Annotated in this window: 19 protein-coding genes; 9 read left to right on the top strand and 10 right to left on the bottom strand. The window is 69.5% G+C overall.

Going from position 1 to position 25,168, the window contains the following annotated elements; translation table 11 throughout:
• Positions 1-80: 80 nt before the first annotated feature.
• On the top strand, positions 81-2,324 hold the full coding sequence (locus EPN98_RS03050) for a TonB-dependent receptor (RefSeq protein WP_293360142.1): 2,244 nt from the start codon (positions 81-83) through the stop codon (positions 2,322-2,324).
• Positions 2,325-2,373: 49 nt separating this feature from the next.
• On the opposite strand, the gene recQ is transcribed toward EPN98_RS03050, so the two are convergent.
• Together recQ and EPN98_RS03040 are read right to left on the bottom strand one after the other, a co-directional pair.
• Entirely contained in the window at positions 2,374-4,230 is a 1,857-nt protein-coding gene (recQ, locus tag EPN98_RS03045) for a DNA helicase RecQ (RefSeq protein WP_293360139.1), read from the bottom strand.
• Positions 4,231-4,327: 97 nt separating this feature from the next.
• Positions 4,328-5,857, bottom strand: a complete 1,530-nt coding sequence (locus EPN98_RS03040) for an ADP-ribosylglycohydrolase family protein (protein ID WP_293360137.1) — start codon at positions 5,855-5,857, stop codon at positions 4,328-4,330.
• 88 nt (positions 5,858-5,945) lie between these two features.
• Between EPN98_RS03040 and EPN98_RS03035 the strand changes: the two genes are divergently transcribed.
• On the top strand, positions 5,946-6,584 hold the full coding sequence (locus EPN98_RS03035) for an NUDIX domain-containing protein (RefSeq protein ID WP_293360134.1): 639 nt from the start codon (positions 5,946-5,948) through the stop codon (positions 6,582-6,584).
• Positions 6,585-6,609: 25 nt separating this feature from the next.
• Here EPN98_RS03035 and EPN98_RS03030 read toward each other — a convergent pair whose 3' ends face one another.
• Genes EPN98_RS03030 through EPN98_RS03020 form a run of 3 tightly spaced genes read right to left on the bottom strand, consistent with a single transcriptional unit; the run spans position 6,610 to position 10,224 of the window.
• Positions 6,610-7,362, bottom strand: coding sequence for an enoyl-CoA hydratase/isomerase family protein (locus EPN98_RS03030; protein WP_293360131.1), 753 nt, complete (start codon positions 7,360-7,362; stop codon positions 6,610-6,612).
• Positions 7,359-8,417: a TauD/TfdA family dioxygenase gene (locus EPN98_RS03025; protein ID WP_293360128.1), complete on the bottom strand. Its 1,059-nt coding sequence runs from the start codon at positions 8,415-8,417 to the stop codon at positions 7,359-7,361. Before EPN98_RS03025 ends, EPN98_RS03030 begins: the two co-directional genes overlap by 4 nt.
• A 25-nt stretch (positions 8,418-8,442) precedes the next feature.
• Positions 8,443-10,224 (bottom strand): amidohydrolase family protein, encoded by a 1,782-nt coding sequence (locus EPN98_RS03020; protein WP_293360126.1) that lies wholly within the window; start codon positions 10,222-10,224, stop codon positions 8,443-8,445.
• A 142-nt stretch (positions 10,225-10,366) separates the two neighbouring features.
• Between EPN98_RS03020 and EPN98_RS03015 the strand changes: the two genes are divergently transcribed.
• Positions 10,367-10,804, top strand: a complete 438-nt coding sequence (locus tag EPN98_RS03015; RefSeq protein WP_293360124.1) for a hypothetical protein — start codon at positions 10,367-10,369, stop codon at positions 10,802-10,804.
• Positions 10,805-10,908: 104 nt separating this feature from the next.
• Here the strand turns inward: EPN98_RS03015 and EPN98_RS03010 are convergent, their stop codons facing one another.
• Positions 10,909-11,361, bottom strand: a complete 453-nt coding sequence (locus EPN98_RS03010) for a hypothetical protein (protein WP_293360121.1) — start codon at positions 11,359-11,361, stop codon at positions 10,909-10,911.
• 119 nt (positions 11,362-11,480) lie between these two features.
• On the opposite strand from EPN98_RS03010, the gene EPN98_RS03005 reads away from it, so the two are divergent.
• The 4 genes from EPN98_RS03005 to vsr all read left to right on the top strand — a co-directional run bounded on the left by EPN98_RS03005 (position 11,481) and on the right by vsr (position 14,979).
• Entirely contained in the window at positions 11,481-12,104 is a 624-nt protein-coding gene (locus EPN98_RS03005) for a calcium-binding protein (RefSeq protein ID WP_293360118.1), read from the top strand.
• Positions 12,105-12,183: 79 nt separating this feature from the next.
• The gene (locus EPN98_RS03000) at positions 12,184-13,338 is read left to right on the top strand and encodes a DNA cytosine methyltransferase (protein ID WP_293360115.1); all 1,155 of its coding nucleotides are present in this window, start codon (positions 12,184-12,186) and stop codon (positions 13,336-13,338) included.
• A gap of 121 nt (positions 13,339-13,459) precedes the next feature.
• Entirely contained in the window at positions 13,460-14,449 is a 990-nt protein-coding gene (cysK, locus tag EPN98_RS02995) for a cysteine synthase A (protein WP_293360113.1), read from the top strand.
• Positions 14,446-14,979, top strand: a complete 534-nt coding sequence (vsr, locus tag EPN98_RS02990; RefSeq protein ID WP_293360110.1) for a very short patch repair endonuclease — start codon at positions 14,446-14,448, stop codon at positions 14,977-14,979. Before cysK ends, vsr begins: the two co-directional genes overlap by 4 nt.
• Here vsr and EPN98_RS02985 read toward each other — a convergent pair.
• The 3 genes from EPN98_RS02985 to EPN98_RS02975 all read right to left on the bottom strand — a co-directional run bounded on the left by EPN98_RS02985 (position 14,976) and on the right by EPN98_RS02975 (position 17,805).
• Positions 14,976-15,440, bottom strand: coding sequence for an OsmC family protein (locus EPN98_RS02985; protein WP_293360107.1), 465 nt, complete (start codon positions 15,438-15,440; stop codon positions 14,976-14,978). The two genes, vsr and EPN98_RS02985, sit on opposite strands and share 4 nt — an antisense overlap.
• Before the next feature lie 13 nt (positions 15,441-15,453).
• Positions 15,454-17,238 carry an acyl-CoA dehydrogenase C-terminal domain-containing protein gene (locus tag EPN98_RS02980; protein WP_293360104.1) on the bottom strand — a complete coding sequence of 595 codons (1,785 nt, stop codon included), beginning with the start codon at positions 17,236-17,238 and terminating at the stop codon, positions 15,454-15,456.
• Positions 17,239-17,337: 99 nt separating this feature from the next.
• Positions 17,338-17,805: a MerR family DNA-binding transcriptional regulator gene (locus EPN98_RS02975; RefSeq protein ID WP_293360101.1), complete on the bottom strand. Its 468-nt coding sequence runs from the start codon at positions 17,803-17,805 to the stop codon at positions 17,338-17,340.
• A gap of 209 nt (positions 17,806-18,014) precedes the next feature.
• Between EPN98_RS02975 and EPN98_RS02970 the strand changes: the two genes are divergently transcribed.
• Complete coding sequence (locus EPN98_RS02970; RefSeq protein ID WP_293360098.1) at positions 18,015-20,441, top strand: zinc-dependent metalloprotease; 2,427 nt, start codon at positions 18,015-18,017, stop codon at positions 20,439-20,441.
• Positions 20,442-20,561: 120 nt separating this feature from the next.
• Here the strand turns inward: EPN98_RS02970 and EPN98_RS02965 are convergent, their stop codons facing one another.
• Entirely contained in the window at positions 20,562-22,259 is a 1,698-nt protein-coding gene (locus EPN98_RS02965; protein ID WP_293360260.1) for a lysine--tRNA ligase, read from the bottom strand.
• Between the two features lie 208 nt (positions 22,260-22,467).
• Between EPN98_RS02965 and EPN98_RS02960 the strand changes: the two genes are divergently transcribed.
• A complete protein-coding gene (locus EPN98_RS02960; RefSeq protein ID WP_293360096.1) occupies positions 22,468-25,095 on the top strand; it encodes a TonB-dependent receptor in 2,628 nt (875 codons plus the stop codon).
• The last annotated feature ends 73 nt before the right edge of the window (positions 25,096-25,168 follow it).

Below are 25,168 nucleotides of genomic sequence, written 5' to 3'. Positions count from 1 at the left end.
CTATGACCGTTCGGCGACGTCATGGTGTAGCCATTCCCCCGCAGGGCGACTCCCACGCCCGCTGCAATGAGGGATCCCACATGATGACGTCCGCGTCGCTTCGCGCCCTGTTGGCCGCCAGTGTCTCTGTGACCGCGTTCGCCCTGGCCGCCCCGGCCTTGGCCCAGACCGCAACCGCCGATACCGAAGTGGGCGAGGTGCTGGTCACCGCCCAGAAGCGCTCGGAGAACATCAACGACGTCCCGCTGGCCGTGACCGCGGTGAGTGGCGAGAAGCTGGACGCCATCCGCTCGTCGGGCGGCGACATCCGGGTGTTCTCGGCCCGCGTCCCCAGCCTGACCCTGGAAAGCTCGTTCGGCCGGACCTTCCCGCGCCCCTATATCCGCGGCCTGGGCAACACCGACTTCGACCTCAACGCCAGCCAGCCCGTGTCGTTCGTCTACGACGAAGTGGTCATGGAGACGCCGGTCCTGAAGGGCTTCCCGCTCTTCGACATCGACCAGGTGGAAGTGCTGAAGGGCCCGCAGGGCACACTGTTCGGCCGCAACACGCCCGCCGGCGTGCTGAAGTTCGACTCGGCCAAGCCGACCCAGACCTTCGAGGGCTACGCCCAGGGTTCGTACGCGACCTACGACACCATCAACCTCGAGGGCGCGGTCTCGGGTCCGATCATCGAGGGCGTGCTGGCCGGCCGCCTTTCGGCGCTGTACCAGCGCCGCAGCGACTGGGTCGATAACCTGCGGGGCGGCGATAAGAACGACAGCGAGGGCTACAAGCAGTTCGCCATCCGCGGCCAGCTGCTGTGGACGCCCACCGAGAACCTCGATGCCCTGCTGAACCTGCACTACCAGCACCTGAACGGCACGCCGCGCGTCTTCCGCGCCAATATCATCCAGAAGGGTACGAACAACTTCGTCCCCGGGTTCAAGCGCGACGAGATCAGCCAGGACGCCCAATCGCGCGCCGTGCAGAAGATCGAGTCCTCGGGCGCGAACCTCAAGATCACCTACGACTTCGGCGAGGGCATGCCCGAGCTCACGTCGGTCACCGCCTACGAGCGGGTCGACGCCTACTCGCGCGGCGACATCGATGGCGGCTTCGGCGCCTCGTTCGCCCCGCCGTTCGGCCCCGGCTTCATCCCGTTCCCGGCCGAGAGCGCCGACGGCATCCCGTTCCACCGCCAGTTCACCCAGGAGCTGCGGCTGGCCGGAAACAACGGGCCGCTGGGCTACACGGTGGGCGCCTACTACTTCAACGAAAGCATCAAGATCGACAGCTTCGACTATAACACCCTGGGGGGCGGGGCCTTGCAGGGCTACGCCTACCAGAACCAGAAGTCCGAGAGCTGGGCGCTGTTCGCCAACGTCGACTATGACGTGTCGGAACAGCTGAACATCGGCGGCGGCATCCGCTACTCCGACGACAAGAAGGACTTCCTGGCCCAGCGCACGCGCTCGCCGTTCGGCGCCCCGCGAACCGCGATCCTGCGGGCCAACCCCGACACCAGCGAGGTCAGCTTCAACCTCAACGCCACCTATGCCGCGAGCGACACGCTCAACCTCTACGCCCGCGTCTCGCGCGGCTATCGGGCGCCGTCGATCCAGGGCCGCCTGGTGTTCGGCGACACGCTCTCGATCGCCGACAAGGAAACCGTGATGTCCTACGAGGCGGGCATCAAGGGCAAGGTTCCCGAGGCGCGCCTCCGCTACGACGCCGCGGTCTTCTACTACGACGCCAACGACCTGCAGATCACCGCGGTGGGCGGCGGCGCGAACTTCAACCGCCTGCTCAACGCCGACAAGGCGGTGGGCTACGGCTTCGAGTTCAACGCCGAGCTCGAGCCGGTCGATCGCCTGCTGATCACCGCCGGCCTCTCGTACAACAACACCGAGATCAAGGACTCGGCGCTGTTCACCCAGCCCTGCGGCGGCGGCTGCACGGTGCTGGACCCGGCTGGCCCGATCGCCGGCACGGTGCGCATCGACGGCAACAGCCTGCCCAACGCGCCCAAGTGGATCGCCAACGTCACGGCGGGCTATTCCTGGCCGATGGGCGAAGGCGAGCTCTTCGTGTTCACCGACTGGGCCTATCGCTCGAAGGTCAACTTCTTCCTCTACCAGTCGGCCGAGTTCAACGACTCCAAGCTGCTGGAAGGCGGCCTGCGCCTGGGCTACCGCGCGCCCGAGGCCCGTTGGGAAGTGGCCGCCTTCGGCCGCAACATCACCAACGACAAGTCGCTGGAAGGCGGCATCGACTTCAACAACCTGACCGGCTTCGTCAACGATCCCCGCATCCTGGGCGTCGAGGTGAAGACCAAGTTCTAAGTCACACCTGAAACGGGGCCGCGCCGAGCGATCTGCGCGGCCCTTTTCGTCAGGCGAAGCCGCCCACCACTTCCAGCACCGCCTCGCCGTAGTGGGCGAGCTTGGCTTCGCCGACGCCGTTCAGGCTGGCCAGCATGGCGCGGGTGCCCGGCTTCACCACGGCGATCTCGGCCAGGGTGCGGTCGTGGAAGATCACGTAGGGCGGCACGTGCTGGGCCTTGGCCGCCGCCGCGCGCCAGGACCGCAGCGCCTCGAACAGCGGCCGGTCGGTCTCGCTGACCGCCATGGCCTCCTTGCTGCGCTTGCCGCGCCCGCGGGTCGACCGGGCGGCTTCGGCGCCCTCGGGATGCTTGCGCATGGTCACGGCGCGCTCGCCACGGAAGACGGCGCGAACCGCCTCGGCATCGCCCAGGCCGACCAGCGGGCGACCGTCGTTGGGATCCTCCCGGAGCAGCCCCTCGAACAGCAACTGTTCGGTGAGGTCGCGCCATTGGGTCGCCGACAGCTCGGGCCCGATGCCCCAGGTGGACAGCGACGACTCCCAGTCGCTGACGTCCTTGGTCTTGCCCAGCAGGTGGTCGACGACGCGGCCCCGACCGAAGCGGCCGCCCAGCCGATGGACCGCCGACAACGCCTTCTGGGCGGCCTGGGTGGCGTCGGTGGTCTCGACGGTCCCGAGGCAGAGGTCGCACTGGCCGCAGGCCTCGACGCCCTCCTCGCCGAAGTACCGACGCACGGTGGCGGCGCGGCAGCCCGCGCCGTCCAGCAGGGTGTAGAGCTGGCGGACCTTGCGGGCCTGGACCTGCTTGGCCGCCTCGTCCATGTCGCGCTCGGCCACGCGCTTCAGCGCCCAGGCCATGTCGGCGGCGCCGTAGAGCGTGATGCCCTCGGCCGGCTCCCCGTCCCGTCCGGCGCGGCCGATCTCCTGCCAGTAGGCCTCGATCGACCCGGGAGGATCGGCGTGGATCACGAAGCGGACGTCCGGCTTGTCCACGCCCATGCCGAAGGCGATGGTCGCCACCATCACCGCATGGTCGGCCTCCAGGAACTCCTCCAGGCGCGTCTCGCGCAGCCGCTTGTCGAGGCCCGCATGATAGGCCACCGCCGGGACGCCTGCGCTGCGCAGCGCCTCTGCCAGCTTCTCGGTCTTGTCGCGCGAACCGGCATAGACGACGCCCGACCGGTCGGGCCGAGCGGTCACCAGCTCGACGACCCGCTTCTCGGCGCTGCCGCGCTTTCGCTCGGCCGACAGGATCAGCTCGGGGCGGGCGAAGCTGGCGACGAACTCGGCCGAGTCGGTCAGCCGCAGCTCGGCGCGGATGTCGTCACGGGTGCGGGCGTCGGCGGTCGCGGTGACGGCTAGGCGGGGAACCTTGGGGAACAGTTCGGCCAGGCGGCCCAACATCCGGTACTCGGGTCGGAAGTCGTGGCCCCACTGGCTCACGCAGTGGGCTTCGTCGATGGCGATCAGCGCCAGGGGCGTGCGGCTGAGGCGATCCAGCATCCAGGGCTGCATCAGCCCCTCGGGCGAGACGTAGAGGATGTCGAGCTCGCCAGCCTCGATGCGCCGCCAGGTCTCAGCCTTGGCTTCCGGCTCAATGTTGGAGTCAAGCCGGGCCGCCGCCACGCCGGACTGCACCAGGCCGGCCACCTGGTCTGTCATCAGCGCGATGAGGGGCGACACGACTAGGCCCAGGCCGGGCCGCACCAGGCTGGGGATCTGGTAGCAAAGGCTCTTGCCGCCGCCGGTAGGCAACACCGCCAGGGCGTTGCGCCCGGACAGGACCTCCTGGATCACATCGGCCTGCAGGCCCCGGAACTCGGCATGACCGAACGTGCGCCGCAGAATCTCGCGCGCGGCGTCCAGGGGCGAGAGCTCGGCCTCGGCGAGTGCGGCGGGAAGCATTTGGCCCTTATGCCGTGGGTCGGCGCGCGGCGTCCACCCGGCGTTCCGGATTTGATCCGCCGCCGATGCGACGTTCCTGTTGAGGACCTTGCTTTTCTCAGACCCAGGCCGGCGTGAGCCGCCGCACGGGGGCGGTGATCGCCGTCTCGGCGGTGTGGGCGAGCATGCGGCCGGCCACGTCGCAGACGGGCTCGACGACGTCCAGCTGTCGGACCCATTCGTGCGGGACGCCGTCGAGCCCGTGGATCACGCCCCAGATCTGGGCCGCGATCGAGGCTGTAGTGTCGCTGTCGCCATCGTGGATGGCGGCGATCCTGATGGTCTCTTCCAGGCTCCCGGCGCGGAGCACGGCGTAAAGGCCGATGGCCAGCGCCTCCTCGCCGACCCAGCCCTCGCCCAACGACGCCAGCGCGGCCGGCGGCGGCGCATCCGCGTCGGCCAGGCCGCGGGCCAGGCGCACGGCAGTCAGGGTCTCCTCCCCGCCGGCCGCACCTTCGAGCCGGGCCTCCATGCGAGCCAGGGCGGTCGGCATCGGAATCTCGTCCAGCAGATCGCGCAGCAGGCTCGCGAACGCGGCCGCGCTCAGTCGGCCCGACGGATGGCCGTGGGTCAGCGCGGCGGCGGCATGGGCCAGACGGAACGCTTCGTCGGCGTCGATGGATGGGACCAGGCCCAGGGGGGCCACACGCATCACCGCGCCGCTGCCCTTCGAGTCGTTGATCGGCTTGTCGATCGTACCGCGTGCGCCGGCGTGCAGGGCGGTCAGGCATGTGCTGCCCGGCGCGCGCACGGCCCACAGCTCGCGGTGTTGGCTGAGCCCGGTCGCGTTGGGCGTCCAGTCGTCGCGCTGGGTGCGGAACCATGCGAGGTAGGCGTAGCGGATGCGCGCCAGGATCTGCTCCCGCCGCTTCGGTCCGTCAGCCGCCAGGGCGGTCATCAGGCCGTCGGCGGTATAGAGGGTCATTTGGGTCTCGTCGCTGGCGACCAGCCGGCCCTTCGGCTGGGTCAGGCCGGTCTCGCCGTACAGCTTGCGGATCGCCGCGCGCGACTTGAACTCGACCGCATAGCCCAGGGCGTCGCCTACAGCGCCGGCGAAGAGGCCGCCCAGGATCCGGCTGGCCACGTGATGGTCGGCCATCGGCCGTCGCGGGGTCACCGGCGGTGTGGTCGCCAGCGGTCGCAGACGGGCCTTCGCCATCGCCTCGCCGGGGGGGACGCCCAGTTCGGTCAGCAGGCGGGCCGCTGCCCATCGGGCGCGGACGCTCCCCTCGTCGCAGTGGATCAGCACCATGCCACCACGACGGAGAAGCGCCCGCAGCCGATGCCCTGTGTACGTCCAGAGGCGCTCGAACCGCGCGTCTGGCGCGCCACTGGCGCGCAGGGGGACGTGGTGCCATTGCGGCGCCAGGCCCGGCAGGAGATCGGGAAGATCGGATCGCCCGAGGGTCTTAAGCTCATGCGCTGACAGCAGTGTGACGATCGCGTCCGGGCGGACCGCAGTGATCGCCGCCAGGTCCTGGGCCAGCGTCGTCGTCCCGGCGCCCGGACACGCGGCCACGCCGATGGCGCCGCGGCCATAGGCGATCACGTCGATGCGGAACGGAACAGGCGCGCAGGCGAGCCCCATGGCGAAACCCTCGTTGACACAGGGGGGAACTAACTTAGTGTCGGATTCACACTTAGCAGAGGCGACTTAGTGTCGTCAACACACGAACATGCCCTTCACGTACGAATATCCGCACCCCGCTGTGGCGACCGACATCGCGGTGTTCACGCTGCGCCGGGGCGCGCTGAACGTTCTCCTGATCGAGCGGGCCGCCGAGCCGTTTCGGGGCGCCTGGGCGCTGCCCGGCGGGTTCCTGCAGCCGGACGAGGAACTCGACGCCTGCGCGCAGCGGGAACTGAGGGAGGAGACCAGCGTCGACGCCGACCTGCTGGTCCACTTCGGCAACTTCAGCGCGCCGGGGCGCGATCCGCGCGAGCGGGTGATCTCCGTGGCCTACCTGGCGCTGCTGGCCTCGGACGAGCTCCGGATCGCGGCCGACACCGACGCGGCTCAGGCGCGGTGGTTCCCGATCGATGGCCTGCCGGAGCTGGCCTTTGATCACGCGACAATCCTGCGCCGGGCGCTGGAGGCGCTGGGCTCACGGGCGCGGCAGATCTCGCCCTTGTTCGCGCTGCTGCCGCCTCGTTTCACCCTCAGCCAGCTGCAGGGCGCCTATGAAGCGGTGATCGGCGAAGAGGTCGAGAAGCGCAATTTCCGCAAGATGGTGGCCAACCTGGAGTGCGTGCGAGAGACCGACGACTTCGTCCACGGCGCGCACCGGCCAGCGCGGCTCTACGAGCCGGCATGATGCGATTGGACCGGGCCGCGAAGGCTCACGCTTGCTTGACGGCCTTGCTCTGGAAGCCGGCGATGCGGTCCGCCATGTCGGGGCCGCGCCCCTCTCCGCGGTAGATCTCGTGGCTGAGGCCGGCGCCCAGGGGCAGCCCATCGGTCTCGCGGACCAGGCGCTTGTTGGCGCGGTGGCTGAACCAGGAGTTGGCCAGGATCTGCTCGGCCAGGGTCTCCAGCTTCGCGTCGAACTCGGCGTCGGGCACGCAGAAGTCGGCCAGGCCAAGATGGGCGGCCTCGGGGCCCATCACCGTCCGGCAGGTGAACATCATCTCCCGCGCGCGATAAGTTCCGACGCGTCGCGGCAGCCGCTGCGACAGGCCCCAGACCGGAGTCAGCGCCCACTTGGCGTGGGTGTCGGCAAATCGCGCGCCCTCGGCGGCGAAGACAATGTCGCCGGCCAGAGCCAGTTCGAGCGCCCCGGTGTAGCAGTGGCCGTGCACCGCGCTGATCACGGGCTGCGGCAGGTCGGCCAGCCGCTCGATCACCCGCGACTGGAAGAACGGCTCGGGCAGCTTCTCGCCCGCAGCGATGTCCGACAGGTCATGGCCGGCCGAGAAGCAGCGACCCGCCCCGCGCACGATCACCAGTCCGACGGTCTCGGTCTGGGTCGCGAGCTTGCGGGCGTGCGCGTCGAGTTCCTTGAAGAGGTCGACGTTCAGCGCGTTCAGCTTGTCGGGCCGGTTCAACGTGAGCGTGGCGGCGCCATTGCGGTCCGAGCGGGTGACGAGGGTCATTGCCCAACCTTCTCCTGAGCCGCGTCCATACGGCTGATGGTGAGTTTCCTGGCCCAATGCGTTCCCATGCGGTTCACGAACTGGCTGGGCCTGTCGGCCAGCACCTCAGTCTCGAGCCACAGGCGCTTGAGGTGGCGGATCTTCCCCGCGGCGCGGTCGTCCTCGTAGGACGTGCGGCCGTGCAGGACGTGGAAGTTGTTGATGAACTGCATGTCGCCCGGCTGAAAGTCCATGATCACCGAGTACTCGCCGCCCTCGGCCATGTCCTGCATCCAGGCCAGCGCCTCGACGGCCTTTTCGGTCAGGCGCGGGGCGTCGGCGTGGCGCTGGCTGGCCAGTATGTAGGGTCGGATCAGGCGGGTGAAGAGCCGGCCGCCCAGGCGACTGAAGACCGGCATCAGGTACCAACCGGGCTTCCCGGGCGCCTGTTCGCCGCGATAGTCGAAGGGCTGCGGCTTGTAGAGCTCGGCCGCCAGATCGGGCCGTTCACGGACCAGCCGGTTATGCAAAGCCACCGAATTGCAGACGGCTGACAGCCCGCCCGAGACCCCCGTCTGCAGGCACATCAGGCCGACGAGATCGCTGCCATCGCAGTGAAAGTCCAGACCGACCAGACCGATCTCGTTGCCGCGGCTGGTGGGATCGCCCGGCGCCTTGCCGTGGTCGGTCACGTCGCCCAGCACGTGGCCCTTGGCGTTCTGCGGCCACGGCTTGCCCAGGTGCATGCCGACGCCCCAGTAGGCGAGGCTCATCTGGTCGTTGGTCCAGCGCTCACGGGGCAGGCCGCGCAGCAGCACGAAGCCGCGACCGTCGATCAGCTCATTCTCGATCTGCTTCAGACGCGGCCCGAGGGTCGGCAGCGGAAAGTGCGCCTTCCCGATCTCCAGGAAGTTGTCGGAGACGCCCTGGGCGTGAGCGACAGCAGCTTCCAGTTCGGCCACCTCGGCCGGCGACAGGCGCTCGGTCCAGCGCGACGGGTCGGCGACGTCGACCGCCGTCCATTCACAGGCCGTTTCCAGCACCTCAGGGACAAAGTCCGGCGTAACCGCGTTCATGGCCGCTTCCTCCTGCTCGTCTTCGCTACTCCGCCGCCATGCGCTGCGGCGCGCCCTGAGCCCCGCGCAGCAGCCGGCCGGGCAGGGCGTCGGTGGGCGCGCCGTCGCGATAGGTGGTCTGGCCCGCGACGATGGTGGCGGTGTAGCCCTGGGCCCGCTGGATCAGCCTGCGCCCGCCGGTGGGCAGGTCATAGGCCACCTGCGGCGCCATCAGGGTCAGCCGGTCGTAGTCGATGACGTTCAGGTCGGCGCGGTAGCCGGCCTGGATCAGCCCGCGGTCGAACAGGCCGACGGTCTCGGCGGTGTCGCGGCACTGGCCCTTGATCATCCGCTCCAGGCTGAGCTTGGGGCCGCGGGTGCGATCGCGGGTCCAGTGGACGATGTTGGTGGTCGGGAACGATCCGTCGCAGATCATGCCCACGTGGGCCCCGCCGTCCGACAGGCCGGGCACCACGCAGTCGTGGCCCAGCATGGTGTGGACGTGATCCAGGTTGCTGTTCGCGTAGTTCAGCAGCGGCAGATAGAGAATCCCCCGCCCGTCGCCGGCCCCGCCGTCCAGCATGTGGTCCAGCGCGACGGCCCGGGGATCGACCCCGCGGCCGGCGGCGATGGCGGCGATCGATCGGTCGGGCGTGATCTCGTAGTCGGGGCTTTCCAGGCCCATCAGATAGATGCGGTCCCAGGCCCTGGCCGGCGACAGTCCGGGCGCGCGGCCGCTGTCGGGCTCCTGGGCCAGCAGGGTCGCGCGAAACTCCGGGTCGCGCAGCCGGGCGACCCGCTCGCTGAGCGGCAGTTTGGCGATCTCGCGATAGGCCGGGTAGGTGCTGAACGGGTTGGCGGTGAGTTCCAGCCCGAACAGCACGCCCACCGGCCGCGTCGCCACCTGGGCCCGCATCTGCAGCCCCGCGGCCTTGGCGTCGCTCATGTAGCGCAGCATGTCCTGCCACTGGGTCGGGTCGCGCGGGCTCTGCAGCAGCGAAAACGACAGCGGTCGGCCCGACCGCTCGACCACGCGGCGCAGCATGGCGAACTCTTCGGCCGGATCGTTGAAGTCGGAGACCACCTGCAGGACGCCCTTGCCGCCCCCGTTGTTGGCCGCGGCCATGCCCAGGGCGATACCGGTCAGCTCGTCCTCACCGGCGGTCAGGGTAGCGATCGGCGAGCCGTCCGAGCTGCGGTGGTTCAGCGTGCGCGAGGTGCCGAAGCCCAGGGCTCCGGCCTCCATCGAGCGCTTGGCGATAGCGGCCATGGCGTTGATGTCGGCCTCGGTGGCCGGCTCGCGGTCGACGCCGCGCTGGCCCATGACGTAGACGCGCAGCGCCGCGTGCGGCAGCTGGCTGCCGATATCGACGTCGAACCGCCGCGCCGCCAGAGCGTCGAGGTATTCCGGATAGCTCTCCCAGTTCCACGGCAGGCCTTCGGACAACACCGGGAAGGGGATATCTTCGACGCCCTCCATCAGCTGGATCAGCCGATCGTGATCCTCGGGGCGGCAGGGCGCGAAGCCCACGCCGCAGTTGCCCATGACCACGGTCGTCACCCCGTGCCACGACGAAGGCTGCATGCGCCCGTCCCAGGTGGCCTGGCCGTCATAGTGGGTGTGGATGTCGACGAAGCCCGGGGTGACCATCTGGCCCCGCGCGTCGATCTCCTCGACGCCCGATCCGGCGATCTTGCCAACCGCGGCGATCACACCATCCTTCACCGCCACGTCGGCGTCGAAGGCCGGAGCGCCCGTGCCGTCGATCACGGTTCCGCCCCGGATCACGAGGTCCCAGGCCTTTTCCTTGTTGGGGGCCTTCTCCATGGAGCGTCTCCCGTACCGTGTTTTCCGGGAGAGTAGCGCGCTGCCGCAACGTCCGTGAACGAAATTAACCCTGACGGTTCCGGCAGGCTTAACCGTCGCCAAGGCTCATGGCGGGCGAACGCTTGGCCTTGGAGCGCCCCCCATGTTCGTGACCGTGGACCTTCCGATCAGCCTTGAGAGCGAACTGGCCGCCCTGCTGGCCGACTACGACGCCTTCGTCGCGGCTGAAGACACCCTGCTGGCGGCCGACCCGGGCCTCGACGGCGCCGTCGTCGATCCCGTCATCGTCGATCCCCTCTCGGTCGATCCCACGGCCAGCGTCGGCGACGCCGATGCGCCCGTCGATCCGGTCGCTCCGCCAGCCGATGACCCGCCGGCCCCGAACCTCACCGCCACCGACCCGACCCCGGCCGACCCGGTGGACCCGGCGCCTGTCGATCCGGCCGACGGCTTCATTGACCCGGGCGTCGACGCCGCGCCGTTCGATTTCTTCCTGGCGCCCGACGAACTGGCCTTCGACCTCAACGAGGCCGCCCTGGTCGGCCGCCGGATCGGCGGCGAGTTCTTCGACTTCGCCTAGGCGTTCTGCCGCCAAGGCGCTTTTGCGCTGGCCAGATTGACCACAAGCCACACCAGAGGGCTTGCCGCTCCCAGGATCCCGAAAGCGCAAGCGCGCTCGCGTGACTAACCCCCCTCGCGGGGCAGTTCGGCCGTCTTCGCGGCGCAGCCTTTCAGGACCTCGTTGCGCAGCACGACCTGTGCGCTCATGGGGTACTTCAGGTCGCTCATGCCGTCCGAACACGCCGCCATCTTCAGGCTGATCGTCAGCTGTTCGCCGTTGGGGCCCTTGGCGACCCACGTCGCGCCGTCCGGCGAGATGGCCGCTCCTGGCGCCTCGGCCAGCAAGTCGGGTTGATCGGGGCGGGTCAGGCGGAACTTCACGCCATTGGTGATCTCGACGGCCCAGAAGGGCTCGGTCCCGCGCGCCGTGATCGGCTGGCCGATATCCATGCCGCCCGAGGCCGTAGCGGGCGTCGCGGTCGCACTCGCGGCCGGGGCGTCAGCCGGCGGCGCGGCAGGCTTTCCCTCAGGGTCCTGCGGCTGACATGCGCTCAGCGCCAAAAGCGCGAGCGTCAAGGTTATCGGTCTGGCCATCATGATCACGACTTAACCCATCCAGTTGCGGGAGAGTTCACTTCCGGCGGCGTTCATCGGACGAGCGGCGGTAAGGCCGCAGATCCGAGAAGGCCAAGACCATGCCCAAGCTCAGCAAACCGGAAAAGCTCGAACCCGCCGTCGAGACGCGAGGCCAGCCCGAGATCCGCGGCGGCGACCACGTCGGCGAGGGCCCAGGCGGTCGTCGGATCGATCCTCCCGGCCAGGACGACAACGAACACAGCCAGCGGCCGGCGACCCCGCCTGGCCAGACCGGCGTGACCGGCGGGGGGACCGATGGCGACGACGTGCTGCACGGCGGCCATCGCGCCGACAGTCTGGACGGCGGAGCCGGCGACGACACCATATCCGGCGGCCGCGGCGCCGATGACCTGACGGGCGGCGAGGGCGACGACACGTTCTTGATCGAGGCGGTCAAGCGCCTTGGAGACCTGGATCGGATCCTGGACTTCGGGGCGGGCGACAAGCTGGTCTTCGAAGACGGTCCCACCGCGAACGAGGACAACTACGCCGAGGACCAGGCCGACAACTTCGAAGCCGCCGTCGCCCTGGCGCGCGAGCTACTCGACGGCCGCGATGGCTATGTGTCGGTGCAGGTCGGCGACGACGTCATTGTGTTCTCCGGTGACGACGGCGATCTGGACGCCGGAGTCGTCCTGGTCGGCCGGACCCTCGCGGACGTGGGCTTCGGCGACATCGGCTGATGGCGCGCGCCCGTCCGTCCCTGGCGGTCGGGCGCAACCTTCTTTCGAACGGCGCGACGCAGGCTAGACTCTATTCTGGATGAGTCGGCCCTCTCGCACCTTCTACGAGTTCTTCGCCGGGGGCGGCATGGCCCGCCTGGGGCTCGGCGACGGCTGGTCCTGCGGTTTCGCCAACGATTTCGACGCCACCAAGGCCGCCGCCTATCGCGCCAACTTTGCCGACGCCGACGCGCACTTCCGCCAGGGGGACGTCTGGGCGCTGTCGGCCGATGATCTGCCTGGCCGCGCCGATCTCGCCTGGGCCTCCAGCCCCTGCCAGGACTTCAGCCTCGCCGGCGGCCGTGCAGGCCTAAAAGGCGGTCGCTCGTCGGCCTTCTTCGGCTTCTGGCGGCTGATGGAGGCGCTGGACGACGCCGGTCGCGCGCCCCGGCTGATCGTGGTCGAGAACGTGGTAGGCCTGCTCACCAGCCAAGGCGGCGCCGACTTCACTGCCCTGGGCGCCGCGCTCAGCGCCCGTGGGTATCGGTTCGGGGCGCTGGAGATCGATGCGGCGACCGTGCTGCCGCAGAGCCGGCCGCGGGTCTTCGTCATCGCCGCCCGCGACGCCCCCGCCGGCCTCACCGGCGACAGTCCGTTCCACACCCGCGCGGTGAAAGCGGCGCATGCCGGCCTGCCGCCCGAGTTGGCCCAGCACTGGGTCTGGTGGCGCCTCGCCGCGCCGGCCCCGCGCAACACCCACCTGGCCGCGGTGCTGGAGCCCGACGACGCCGTGGCCTGGCACACGCCGGCCCAGACGGCGCGCCTGCTGGACCTCATGGGCCCGCTGCATCGCGCCCGCGTCGAGAGCCGCAGCGGCCGGGCCGTGGGCGCCGTCTTCCGCCGCAGCCGGCCGGAGGACGGCCGCACGGTCCAGCGGGCCGAGGTGCGCTTCGACGGCCTGGCCGGCTGCCTGCGCACGCCGCGCGGGGGCTCGTCGCGCCAGTCGATCGTGATCGTGGAGAACGGCCGCGTGCGCTCACGCCTGGTCAGCCCGCGCGAGGCCGCCCGGCTGATGGGCCTGCCCGACAGCTACGTCCTGCCCAAGACCACGACGGGCGCCTTGCAGGTGGCCGGCGACGGCGTCGCGGTCCCGGTGGTGCGCTGGCTGGCGCAGGAGCTGCTCGAGCCGCTTCTAGGTGGGCGCGCTCCCTCCCTTGATGGGGAGGGACAGCTCACCGTCAGGCGAGCAGGGTGAGGCGATCCTCCCCGACCTCAGAGTTCCGAGGAAATCTATAAGCGTCGCAAGGGCTGACCGCTTCCAATCGGCGCGGGAAGGCTTAGGGTCTGGGGCCTGATCCAGACCTGGGACCACGACCATGGACGCCACCCCCGACAAGACCTACGACGCCGAGCGCTACCGCCGTTCGGGCCGGGGCAAGATCTTCGACTCCGTGCTGGACCTGATCGGCGACACGCCGCTGGTGCGCCTGCCACACCTGACCCAGGCGTTGAAGCCCAAGGGCGAGGTGCTGGCCAAGCTCGAGTTCTTCAACCCGCTGGCCTCGGTGAAGGACCGGATCGGCGTGGCGATGGTGGAATACCTCGAGGCCAAGGGGCTTCTGAAAGAAGGCGGCACTGTCGTCGAGCCCACGTCGGGCAACACCGGCATCGCGCTCGCCTTCGTCTGTGCGGCCAAGGGCTACAAGTGCATCCTGGTCATGCCCGAGAGCATGTCGATCGAACGCCGCAAGATGCTGGCGATCCTGGGCGCCAAGCTGGAGCTGACCCCTCGCGAGAAGGGCATGTCGGGCGCCGTCGCCCGCGCCGCCGAGATCGTTGCGGCCACGCCCGGCGCGGTGATGCCCCAGCAGTTCGACAACGTCGCCAACCCGCTGATCCACCGGGTCTCAACAGCGGAGGAGATCTGGAACGACACGGCCGGCGCGGTCGACGCCGTCATCGCCGGCGTGGGCACCGGCGGCTCGATCACCGGCATCGGCCAGGTGCTCAAGGCCCGCAAGCCGTCGGTGAAGATGATCGCCGTCGAGCCCACCGCCTCGCCCGTGCTGTCAGGCGGCCCGCCCGGCCCGCACCCGATCCAGGGCATCGGCGCGGGCTTCGTGCCCTCGATCCTGGACCGCGGGATCATCGACGAAGTGGTGCAGGTGGTCGCCGACGACGCCATGCAGATGGCCCGCCGCGTGGCCCGCGATGAGGGCATCCCGGTCGGCATCTCGTCGGGCGCGGCCCTGGTCGCCGCCTTCGATGTGGCCAGCCGCGACGACATGGCCGGCAAGACCATCGTCGCCATCATTCCCAGCTTCGCCGAACGCTACATCTCGACCGCGCTGTTCGAAGGGCTGTGACGGAAGGAACCGACGTCTACGGCCCGGAGAAGCGTTCGGCGGTGATGCGCCGGGTGAAGGGCCGCAACACGACGCCCGAGATGAAGGTCCGCAAGGCCCTGACACTGCTGGGCGCCCGCTATCGCCTCCACCGCAAGGACCTGCCCGGCAATCCGGACATCGTGATGCCGGGCCGTCGGCTCGCGATCTTTGTCCACGGCTGCTTCTGGCACGGCCACGACTGCGCGCGCGGCGCCAGGGCGCCCAAGCAGAACCGCGAGTACTGGGTGGCGAAGGTCGCGCGGAACGTGGCGCGGGATGCGCGGAGCGCCGAGGCGCTGGCTGCGCTGGGCTGGCGCGTCGAGGTGATCTGGGAGTGCGAGCTCAAGGACGGCCTCGAAGCCCGCCTTCAAGATCTCCTCTCCCCCGAGACGAAGTCCGAGGGAAGAGGGCAGGGAGGGGGGCGGCGCTGGGCTCTCAGCGGCCAAGCTGGTCCAGCCGATCCTCGGGGAGCTCCCCTCCCACTTCGTGTGGGGGGAGAGGAGGTCTAAGCCGGCACCACCTCTTCCACCACCACCTCGGTCTTCACCGAATTCGCGATGAAGCACTCTTCGTGGGCCTCGTGATGCATCGCATCGCGTTCCGCGTCGGTGGGGCGTTTGCCGGCGTAGGTGATGTCCGGCCGCAGGGTGACGCGGGTCACGGCCATCCGGCCCTCGGCGTTCTTCTCCATCACGCCTTCGGCCGCGTCGCGGTAGCGGGTGATGACGAAGCCTTTCAGGCGCGCCACGTGCAGGAACGTCAGCATGTGGCAGTTGGAGAGCGAGGCGACCAGCATCTCCTCGGGATCGACCGCGCCGGGCGCCGCCCACTTGCCGACGACATGCTTCGACGCCGTCGCGGGCACCACGTGCTCGGCGAAGCTGACCGTGTGCGCGCGGCTGTAGCGGCCGTTCGGGAAGTCCTCGCCGTCGTTCAGGCGCCACTCGATGGTCGCGCGATAGGTGGCCACGGTGGGAACTCCTCTAGAAGGCGTCGGCGGGCAGTTTCATCAGGAGATCGGAGCCCGTCTTCAACTTCGCAAGGCGGCTGGAGGTCTCGGGCAACACGCGTTCGATGTAGTAGCGACCGATGGTGAGCTTGGTCTCGTAGAAGCTGTCGGTGTCGCCCCCGGCGATCCGCGCCAGCGCCGCCTTGGCCTGCAGCGCCCACATGTAGGCCAGCGCCGTCAGCCCGAAGAGGTGCAGGTAGTCGGTGGAGGCGGCGCCCGCGTTGTCGGGGTTGGCCAGGCCGTTCTGCATCAGCCACATGGTGGCCTCCTGCAGTTCGGCCTTGGCGGTGGCGAGGCCGGTCACGAACGGCTTCATGTCGGCCGAGGTCTCGGCCTCGATGAAGGCGTCCAGCTCGGCGAAGAAGCTCATTACGCCGCGGCCGCCGTCGGCCGCGAGTTTCCGCCCGACGAGGTCCAGGGCCTGCACCCCGTTGGTGCCCTCGTAGATCAGCGCGATGCGCACGTCGCGCAGGTACTGGCTGGCCGGGAAGTGCTCGGTGAAGCCCGAGCCGCCGTGCACCTGCATGGCGTCGGAGCAGACGTTGAAGCCGCGGTCGGTGAGGAACGCCTTCACCACCGGGGTCATCAGGGCCATGTAGTCGCGGCCCTTCTGCCGGACGGCCTCGTCGGGGCTCGCGTGGCTGAGATCGCCGTGCAGGGCGGTCCAGGCCATGAAGGCGCGGCCGCCCTCGACGATGGCGCGGGCATCCATCAGCATCCGCCGCACGTCGGGGTGGACGATGATCGGGTCGGCCGGACCGTCGGCGTTCTTGGGGCCCGTCAGCGAGCGGCCCTGCAGCCGGTCCTTCGCGAACGCGGCGGCGGCCTGGTAGGCGGCCTCGGCCTGGGCGATTCCCTGCAGCCCGACGCCGAGGCGGGCCTCGTTCATCATCACGAACATCAGGGCCAGACCCCGGTTCTCCTCGCCGATCAGCCAGCCGGTGGCCTCCTCGTGACTGATCACGCAGGTGGCGTTGCCGTGGATCCCCATCTTCTCTTCGAGGCCCAGGCACTTCACCGAGTTGCGCACGCCGGGATTGCCGTCGTCGTCCGGGATGAACTTGGGCACGATGAACAGGCTGATGCCCCGGGTCCCCTGCGGCGCGCCCTCGATCCGCGCCAGCACGAGGTGAACGATGTTTTCGGTGAGGTCCTGCTCACCGCCGCTGATCCAGATCTTCTGGCCGGAGATCTTGTACGTGCCGTCCGCCTGCGGGACCGCCTTGGTGCGCAGGAGGCCGAGGTCGGTGCCGCAATGGGGCTCGGTCAGGTTCATGGTGCCGGCCCATTGGAACGAGCACAGCTTGGGCAGGTAGAGGTCCTTCTGTTCCTGGCTGCCGCCCACGTGGATCGCCGAATAGCAGCCGTGGGTGAGGCCCGGGTACATGGAGAAGGCCATGTTCGCCGAGCTGCTCATCTCGGAGAACGCCACGTTGACGACGTGGGGCAGGCCCTGGCCGCCATAGGCGGGGTCCGATCCCAGGGCGGGCCAGCCGCCCTCCACCAGCTTGGCGTAGGCGTCCTTGAAGCCGTCGGGCGTCTTGACGGTGTGGTCCGGGCTCCAGACGCAGCCCTGCTTGTCGCCGACGGTGTTCAGGGGGGCCAGCACCTCGGAGGTGAACTTGCCGGCCTCCTCCAGGATGGCCTCGACGGTGTCCATCGAGGCGTCGGCGAAGGCCGGCAGGCTGGCGTAGCGCTCGAGCTGCAGCACGTCGCGCAGCAGGAACGTGTAGTCCCGCACGGGGGCCTGGTAGGTCATGGGTGCTCCGCGGTCACGCGTTAGGACGATCGGACTCGCCTAAGCCGTTCGCCGCGAACTGTCATCCCCCACCGAGGGCGGGGGACGACGGCCGACGCCCTAAGCCTCGGCTCCGTCCAGCCGGTGGCGGAGCACCTGGTCGTAGGCGTCGGCGCGCGGCAGCAGGTCGGGGCGCGTCTCGGTGAGGCGCTTTTCCATCGCCGAGACGCCCGTCTGGAGCTGGGCGATGGCGTCGTCGATGTCCTTCTTCTGCTGCTCGAGGGCGACGATGCGCTCCTGGAACTTCTTGAGGCTCTTGGCGGCCTGGGCGGCGCCGCTCTCGTCGGCCTCGTAGAGGTCGAGGATCTCGCCGATCTCGGAGAGCGACAGGCCCACGCGCTTGCCGCGCAGGATCAGCACCAGCCGGCCCCGATCCTGGTACGAGTAGACGCGGTTCATCCCGTCTCGTGCGGGGTTCAGCAGGCCCTTGTCTTCGTAGAAGCGCAGAGCGCGCGGGGTGCATTTGAACTCAAGGCACAGCTGCCGGATCGTGTAGGTCCGAGCCGGACGACGCAGGTCGTGGGGCAATGTGCATCCTCCTTGTCTTATCGTTGATAACCAACGTGCTCCCCGTTTCCGTTTACGTCAATGCCGGTAACCCGACGTCATCTGCTCCCGACGGGGTGATTCTTTGAGCCTCCACCGCGATTGCGACAGCATCGGGACAGCCGCTCTGGATGACGCCGCCGGGCGCCTCTAGGGTCTCGCGGTTGCAGCTGCGGGGATGTTCAGTGAAGATGAGACTGTGGGTCGGCGCGTGCGGTGCGGCGTTGCTGGCGATGACGCCCGTCGCGGCATTCGCGGCCAAACCGGTGACGCCGCCCGCGGCCACTGCGGGGCTGACGCGCCAGGAGGGACTGGTTCCCGTCTATGTCGACGCGGCCAAGGGCCGGATCCTGGTGTCGCTGCCGGCGCCCGACCGCGATGGCGTCGCCGGACGCTATCTCTACGTCTCGGCGCTGAAGACCGGCCTGGGCTCGGCGCCCGTGGGGCTGGACCGCGCCCGCCTGGGTGACACCCAGGTGCTGGCCTTCCGCAGGGTGGGCGGCAAGGTGGTCGCCGAATTCGAGAATCCGCGGTTCCGGGCCGCCGGGGCGCCCGCCGCCGAGCAGACCGCCGCGCGTGAGGCCTTCGCCACCTCGGTGGTCTGGGCCGGCAAGATCGAAGAGGTCGCGGCCGACGGCCGATTGCTGGTCGACCTATCGGGCTTCCTCGCCCGTGACGTGATCGGCATCGCCGATGCGCTGAAGCAGGCGGGCGAGGCGGGCTACAAGCCCGTGGCGGACCTGACGATGGCCGATCCCGCGGCCGTGAAGGTGTTTCCCGAGAACGTCGAGTTCGAGGCGCTGCAGACCTATGCGTCGGACACGCCGGGTCCGGAAACGCGCAACATCGCCCCGGACCCGAAGCTGATCACCCTGACGGTCCGACACAGCCTGGTGAAGCTGCCCGAACCCGGCTTCCAGCCGCGGGTGTTCGACAACCGCTCGGGCGCGTTCGATCGCGTGGTGCTGGACTACGCCGCCCCGCTCGACCGCGATATCGTCCAGCGGCTGGCCGTGCGCTTCCGCCTGGAGAAGACGGATCCCTCGGCCGCCGTCTCGACCGTGAAGAAGCCGATCGTCTTCTACGTGGACCGCGCGGCGCCTGAGCCGATCCGCACGGCCCTGCAGGAAGGCGCCCAGTGGTGGGCGAAGGCGTTCGAGGCGGCCGGCCTCAAGGACGCCTACCGGGTGGAAATCCTGCCCGAGGGCGCCGACCCGCTGGACGTCCGCTACAACGTCATCAACTGGGTCAACCGCGCCACCCGGGGTTGGTCCTACGGCCAGGTGGTGGCAGACCCGCGCACGGGCGAGATCGTGAAGGGTTCAGTGCTGCTGGGCTCGCTGCGGGTGCGCCAGGACATGCTGATCTTCGAGGGCCTGGTCGGCGCCGACGAAAGCGGCAGGGGCGGGCCGAACGATCCCATCCAGGTGGCGCTGGCGCGGATCCGCCAGCTGTCGGCGCACGAGGTGGGCCACTCCCTGGGCTTCGCGCACAACTTCGCCGCCTCGAGCCAGGACCGCGCCTCGGTGATGGACTATCCCGCCCCGCGGGTGAAGCTGACCGACGGCCGGATCGACCTCTCCGACGCCTATGGCGTGGGCGTGGGCAGGTGGGACAACTTCATCGTCGACTGGCTGTACGGCGACGGCGATCCGGCGGCCAAGGCGAAGGCCGGGCTGGCCAGCCTGCGCTACATCGCCGACTCCGACGCGCGGCCGGTGGGCTCTGGCCAGCCGCACGGCGCGATCTGGGACGATGGCGCGGACCCGGTGGCGGAACTGGCGCGGGTGCTCGCCGTGCGCCGTGTGGCCATCGACCGGTTCGGACCCCAGGCGCTGCGGCCCGGCGAGGCGGCCCAGGCGCTGAAGCGCAAGTACGTGCCGATCTACCTGCTGCACCGTTACCAGCTCGAAGCCGCCGCGAAGGTCCTGGGCGGCGTGGATTTCAGCTATGCGGTGAAGGGCGATGCAGCGATGAAGGCCGAGGTCGTCCCGGCCGCCCAGCAGCGCGCCGCGTTGGCCGGTCTGCTGGCGGCGATGACGCCCGAGGCGCTGGACACGCCGGACGCGCTCATCCCGCTGATGTCGTCGGGCCAGTCGGGCGACAATGACAGGCAGTACGACATCGAGGTGTTCGACGGCGCGGGCGGGCCGGTGTTCGACGCACTGAACGCCGCCGACGTCGGCGCCGGCATGGTGCTGGACAATCTGCTGGCCCCGCCGCGTCTGGCCCGGCTCACCGAGCAGCACCGCCGCGACCCCGCCCAGCCGGGCGTGGGCGAGGTGGCGGACAGGCTGATCGCCCAGGCCTTTTCGCCGGCGAGCGGTCGGTATGCCGAGGTCGCGCGCCGCATCCAGACCCGCACGGCGCTCGAGCTGGCCGCGGCGGCGCGGCGGCCCGACGTCTCGCCCGCGGCCAAGGCCGAGATCGCTCAGCGGCTTGCCGATCTGGCTGTGCGGCTGAAGGCGCAGCCCGGCGCCGACCCCTCTGACCGCGCGCACCGGCTCACGCTGGCGGCGCTGCTGCAGGACAAGGAAGAACTCGTGCGTGTCCTGGGCCAGCCCAAGCGCCGGCCAGAGGCGCCTCCGGGCATGCCGATCGGCTCGGACGAGGACTGAGAATTCCTCCCCCGGGTAGGGGGAGGGGGACCGCGAAGCGGTGGAGTGGGCTTCATCCGCGGCCTGAGCAGAAGCCGCCTCAGTCAGCTGCGCTGACAGCTCCCCCTGAGGGGAGCAATGTCAGGCCGCGATCAGCTCGCCGGCGAGGGCGCGTTCGATCAGCGCCACCGTCCGGTCCACGCCGAAGATCGCCACGAACGAGCCGAAGCGGGGCCCCTGGCTCTGGCCCAGCAGCACCTCGTAGAGGGCCGAGAACCAGGCGCGCAGGGGCTCGAAGCCGGCGGCCTTGCCCACTTCGAACACCTCGTTCTGGATCGCCTCGGCGTCGGCGCCCGCAGGCAGGGCCTTCAGCTTGGCGACGAGGTCCAGCATCGCGGCGCGTTCCTGGTCGGTCGGAGCGCGGAAGCGCTTCGCGGGCTTCACGAAGTCCTCGTAGTAGTTGATCGCGAACCCCGCCAGGCGATCGAGCAGTGGTTCGCTCTCGGGCGTGGCGCCCGGCAGATAGCGGGCGATGAACGCCCACAGCAGGTCCTTGGTCGAGGCGTCGGCCGCCGACACCAGGTTCAAGAGCAGCGAGAAGCTGACCGGGGAGCCCTTCTCGGGCGGGTGGCCGCGATGGACGTGCCAGGCCGGGTTGTCGAGCTGGGCGGCGTTGTCGCCCTCGGCCTTCTTGCGGATCAGCGCGTCCAGCTGCTGGAGATACTCGTCGGTCGCCTTGGGAATGACGTCGAAGTAGAGCCGCTTCGCCGACTTGGGCGACTGGTACATGTAGTAGGTCAGGCTCTCGGGCGCGCCGTAGCGCAGCCACTCCTCGATGGTGAGGCCGTTGCCCTTGGACTTCGAGATCTTCTGGTTGTTCTCGTCCATGAAGAGTTCGAAGTGGAAGGCCTCCGGCGGCTCGGCGCCCAGAGCCTTCACGATGCGGTTCGAGACGCGCACCGAATCCACCAAGTCCTTCCCCGAGGCCTCGAAGTCGACCTCCAGCGCCGTCCAGCGGGCGGCCCAGTCGGGGCGCCATTGCAGCTTCACGCGACCGCCGGTGACCGGGACCTCGGTGAGTTCGCCGTCCTCGTCCGGGAAGGTGATCGTGCCCTTTTCGACGTCGCGGCCCACGGTCGGGGCCTGTAGCACGCGGCCGGTCTTGGGGCTGATCGGCAGGAAGGGCGAGTAGGTGGCACGGCGTTCCTCGCCCAGCGTCGGCAGCATGATCGCCTGGATGGCGTCGAACCGCGCCAGGATGCGCAGCAGCACCTCGTCGAAGCGGCCCGACTTGTACGTCTCGGTCGAGCTCATGAACGTGTACTCGAAGCCGAAGCTGTCGAGGAACGCGCGCAGGCGGGCGTTGTTGTGGGCGCCGAAGCTCTCGTATTCGCCGAAGGGATCGCGGACGGAGGTGACCGGCTTGTCGCGGTCCTCCTCCAGCATCGCCTTGTTGGGCACGTTGTCGGGGATCTTCCGCAGGCCGTCCATGTCGTCGGAGAAGACGATCAGCTGGGTCGGGATCGCGTCCTCGGTCAGGGCGCGGAAAGCGTTGCGAACGATCGTGGGCCGGGTGGCCTCGCCGAAGGTGCCCAGGTGGGGCAAACCCGAGGCGCCGTAGCCGCACTGGAAGACGACCGGCTTCGCCAGCGCGGGCAGCGTCTGCACCGCCTCGGCGAACTTGCCCTGGGCGAACAGCGCAGCCGCCAGATCGCGCTCGGCGTCGGTGAGGCGCAGACGGGTGATGCGGTCGAGCAGCAGGCGCGCCTGTTCGAACGGCCAGCTCTTGGCGTCGCGCGCCTGTTGGGAAAGTCCTTGAAGGGTCGGGCCTTGGGGCATGGCGGGCGGCCTAGCGCTCATGGCTCCCGCGCTCAAGTCCTATCCGCCGCGTCGCCGCGTCTCATACGGGCGCCCCTGTGCGGGCGCTGGGCGCCGGCGGCAGGCCCGGGGGACAATAATCGGCCGTGTCACCGCGCGTTCGCGGAGTCGTCGCGGCCCTGTCATCCAGCCTGCTTAAGCGCGCCCCCAGATCCAACTGGGGGACTCCATGACGCTGCCCAACCCGAGCCGCCGGCCGCGGCCTGACGTTCTGATGTCGGCCTCCATCCTGGTTCTTGCCGCCTTCGCCGGCCCGGCGTCCGCGGCCGATGCCGATGCGCCGGAAGGGCCGGCGGTCGAGGAAGTGGTGGTCACCGGGCAGCGGGAAGCCCAGCGCGCCGCCATCGCGGTCAAGCGGGACGAGTTCGTGGTCTCGGACGTGGTCTCCGCCGACGATATCGGCAAGCTGCCGGACCACAACACCGCCGCCGCGCTGCGACGCATCCCCGGCGTCTCGATCATGGAAGACCAGGGCGAGCCGCGCTTCCCGACCATCCGCGGCCTGCGCTCCACCTACAACCGCACGACGGTCGACGGCGCCATCGTGGGGTCGGTCGACGAAAGCGGCCGCACCGTGCCGCTGGATATCGTCCCGTCGGTGATGGCGGGTCGCCTCGAGGTCATCAAGACGGTGACGCCGGAGAACGACGGCAACGCTATCGGCGGCGTCGTCAACGTCACCACCCGCAGCGCCTTCGACGCCGGTCGCCCGTTCCTGAACGCCATGGCCTCGTATGGCCACTACGAGCGCCACGGCGACGTGCGCAACGACAAGCCCGCCTTCCGGCTTGCCGCCGCCGCCGGCCGCACCTTCGGCGCCGAGGACGAATGGGGTGTGGTGCTGGGCGCTTCGTTCGAACAGCTGGACTACGACATCCCGCAGGTCGAGAGCCAGGACCCCTCGGTTCGCGAGTACACCGCCGCCGGCGCTCCGGTGAGCTCGGGCGCGCCCACCGGCAACGGCATCCAGGTGCCCGCCTTCCAGCGCCTGTTCTGGTACAACAACACCAAGCAGCGGAAGGGCGTGAACGGCAAGGTCGAGTACCGCCCGACCGACGACTTCCGCGCCGAGATCTCGGGCCTCTACGCCAAGATGGAGGACGACGAGGAGCGCATCGAGAACCGCATCGAGCCGCTGGGCAACGTCGCCAACCAGACCCCGACGTCGGGCGCCTTCGCCCGCGGCCGCGGCGTCATCCAGCTGAACCAGCCGATCACCACCCGCGAAGTCGACATCGGCCGCGCCAGCTTCACCTGGGCCTTCGCCCCCGCCTGGACGGCCGATGGCGACCTGATCGTCTCGGAAGCCGCCCTGGACGTGCCGAACCACTCGGTGGAGTTCCGCACCGTGGACGCTCAGGGCGCCAACTACGCTTTCAACTACGACACGACGAACCCGCTCTTCCCGGTCTTCCGGCCGATCAACGACACGGCGTTCCGCACCCCGGCCAACTACAACCTGCAACAGCACCGGGACGCGCTCACGGCCACGAACGAGCAGTCGTACCAGGGCCGGTTCAACCTCGCCTTCGACCAGGATCAGGGCGACAACAACCTGAAGGCCAAGGTCGGCGGCGTGGCCCGCTCGACCCTGCGCAAGTTCATCTCCCGGCAGACCAACTACACGGTCAACCAGGCGACGTTCCCCTACACCCTGGCCGCCGTCGCCGGTCAGGGCCCCCGCGAGCTGATCGCCGACCGCTACCTGCTGAACCCGCGCATCGACGCCGACCTGGCGAGAGAGTTCTTCAACACCAACCGCGCGCGCTTCAATACGACGGTCGCCGCGCCCACCGGCGACTACAAGGTCAAGGAAGACGTCCTGGCCGGCTATGCCCAGGCCAGCTACGAGTTCGGCCCCTTCACGGTGCTGGGCGGGGTCCGCTACGAGCACACCGATATCCGCGCCAACGTGAACCGCGTGGCCGGCGGCGTGCTGACGCCGGTGACCAACGACGGCGGCTATTCCAACTGGATGCCCAGCGCCCACCTGCAGTGGAAGCTGCGCGACGACCTCATCGTCCGCGCCGCCTGGACCAACACGATCGGCCGCCCCGACTTCGGGCAGCTGGCCGGCGCCGAGAACGTCACCTTCGACGGCGCCCAGGCGATCCTGAGCCGCGGCAACCCGGACCTGAAGCCGCGCGAGAGCGAAGGCTTCGACCTCTCCGTCGAGTTCTATCCGCCGGACGGCCTGATCTCGCTGGCCGTGTTCCACAAGGACATCAAGAACGAGATCTTCACGCTGACCTCGACCGAACTCCTGAACGTCGGCCGCGGCGTCGAGTCCGTGCAGGTGCGCACCGCGCGGAACGTCGAGAGCGTCAAGCTGAAGGGCCTGGAGTTCGGGGTCCAGCAGGCGTTCACCTTCCTGCCCGCGCCGTTCGACGGGTTCGGCTTCAACGGCAACGTGACCCTCGTCGACAGCGACGCGACGTACATCACCAGCGCGGGCCGCCGGAAGCGGGGGCTTTTCCAGCAGCCCGAGATCACCACCAACGAGTCGGTCTACTACCAGCGCGGCCCCTTCGAGGCCCGCGTCTCCCACAACTACATCGGCGGCTTCCTCGAGACGATCGTCGACGCCGTCCCGAACTCCGACCAGTACTGGAAGGGCCGCCACAGCTTCGACGCCTCGGTCAGCTGGCGCGTCCGCGAGAACTTCACGATCTTCGCCGAAGGCCAGAACCTGTCGAACACCGGCCGTCAGGAAGTGACCGGCCCCAACCAGCGGAACCTCCAGGAGTGGGCGAACTACGGCCGCACCTACTGGATCGGCCTGGCGGCGTCGTTCTGATGTGTCGCCTCGCCGGAGCCGGGCGTCCTCTACGGGATCAGCCGGCCGAAGCGCGAGGTCGTGGTCCTGCGGC

The organism is Phenylobacterium sp. (assembly GCF_004299445.1).
Taxonomy (GTDB): Bacteria; Pseudomonadota; Alphaproteobacteria; order Caulobacterales; family Caulobacteraceae; genus Phenylobacterium.
The sequence above is the reverse complement of the archived record's forward strand: the minus strand, read 5'-3'. Positions and strand labels throughout refer to the sequence as shown.

Excerpts from the sequence above, each read along its gene's own strand:
- EPN98_RS03050 (WP_293360142.1), top strand. The coding sequence starts at position 81 with ATGATGACGTCCGCGTCGCTTCGCGCCCTGTTGGCCGCCAGTGTCTCT.
- recQ (WP_293360139.1), bottom strand. The coding sequence starts at position 4,230 with ATGCTTCCCGCCGCACTCGCCGAGGCCGAGCTCTCGCCCCTGGACGCC.
- EPN98_RS03040 (WP_293360137.1), bottom strand. The coding sequence starts at position 5,857 with ATGGGGCTCGCCTGCGCGCCTGTTCCGTTCCGCATCGACGTGATCGCC.
- EPN98_RS03035 (WP_293360134.1), top strand. The coding sequence starts at position 5,946 with ATGCCCTTCACGTACGAATATCCGCACCCCGCTGTGGCGACCGACATC.
- EPN98_RS03030 (WP_293360131.1), bottom strand. The coding sequence starts at position 7,362 with ATGACCCTCGTCACCCGCTCGGACCGCAATGGCGCCGCCACGCTCACG.
- EPN98_RS03025 (WP_293360128.1), bottom strand. The coding sequence starts at position 8,417 with ATGAACGCGGTTACGCCGGACTTTGTCCCTGAGGTGCTGGAAACGGCC.
- EPN98_RS03020 (WP_293360126.1), bottom strand. The coding sequence starts at position 10,224 with ATGGAGAAGGCCCCCAACAAGGAAAAGGCCTGGGACCTCGTGATCCGG.
- EPN98_RS03015 (WP_293360124.1), top strand. The coding sequence starts at position 10,367 with ATGTTCGTGACCGTGGACCTTCCGATCAGCCTTGAGAGCGAACTGGCC.
- EPN98_RS03005 (WP_293360118.1), top strand. The coding sequence starts at position 11,481 with ATGCCCAAGCTCAGCAAACCGGAAAAGCTCGAACCCGCCGTCGAGACG.
- EPN98_RS03000 (WP_293360115.1), top strand. The coding sequence starts at position 12,184 with ATGAGTCGGCCCTCTCGCACCTTCTACGAGTTCTTCGCCGGGGGCGGC.
- cysK (WP_293360113.1), top strand. The coding sequence starts at position 13,460 with ATGGACGCCACCCCCGACAAGACCTACGACGCCGAGCGCTACCGCCGT.
- EPN98_RS02980 (WP_293360104.1), bottom strand. The coding sequence starts at position 17,238 with ATGACCTACCAGGCCCCCGTGCGGGACTACACGTTCCTGCTGCGCGAC.
- EPN98_RS02970 (WP_293360098.1), top strand. The coding sequence starts at position 18,015 with ATGAGACTGTGGGTCGGCGCGTGCGGTGCGGCGTTGCTGGCGATGACG.
- EPN98_RS02965 (WP_293360260.1), bottom strand. The coding sequence starts at position 22,259 with ATGCCCCAAGGCCCGACCCTTCAAGGACTTTCCCAACAGGCGCGCGAC.
- EPN98_RS02960 (WP_293360096.1), top strand. The coding sequence starts at position 22,468 with ATGACGCTGCCCAACCCGAGCCGCCGGCCGCGGCCTGACGTTCTGATG.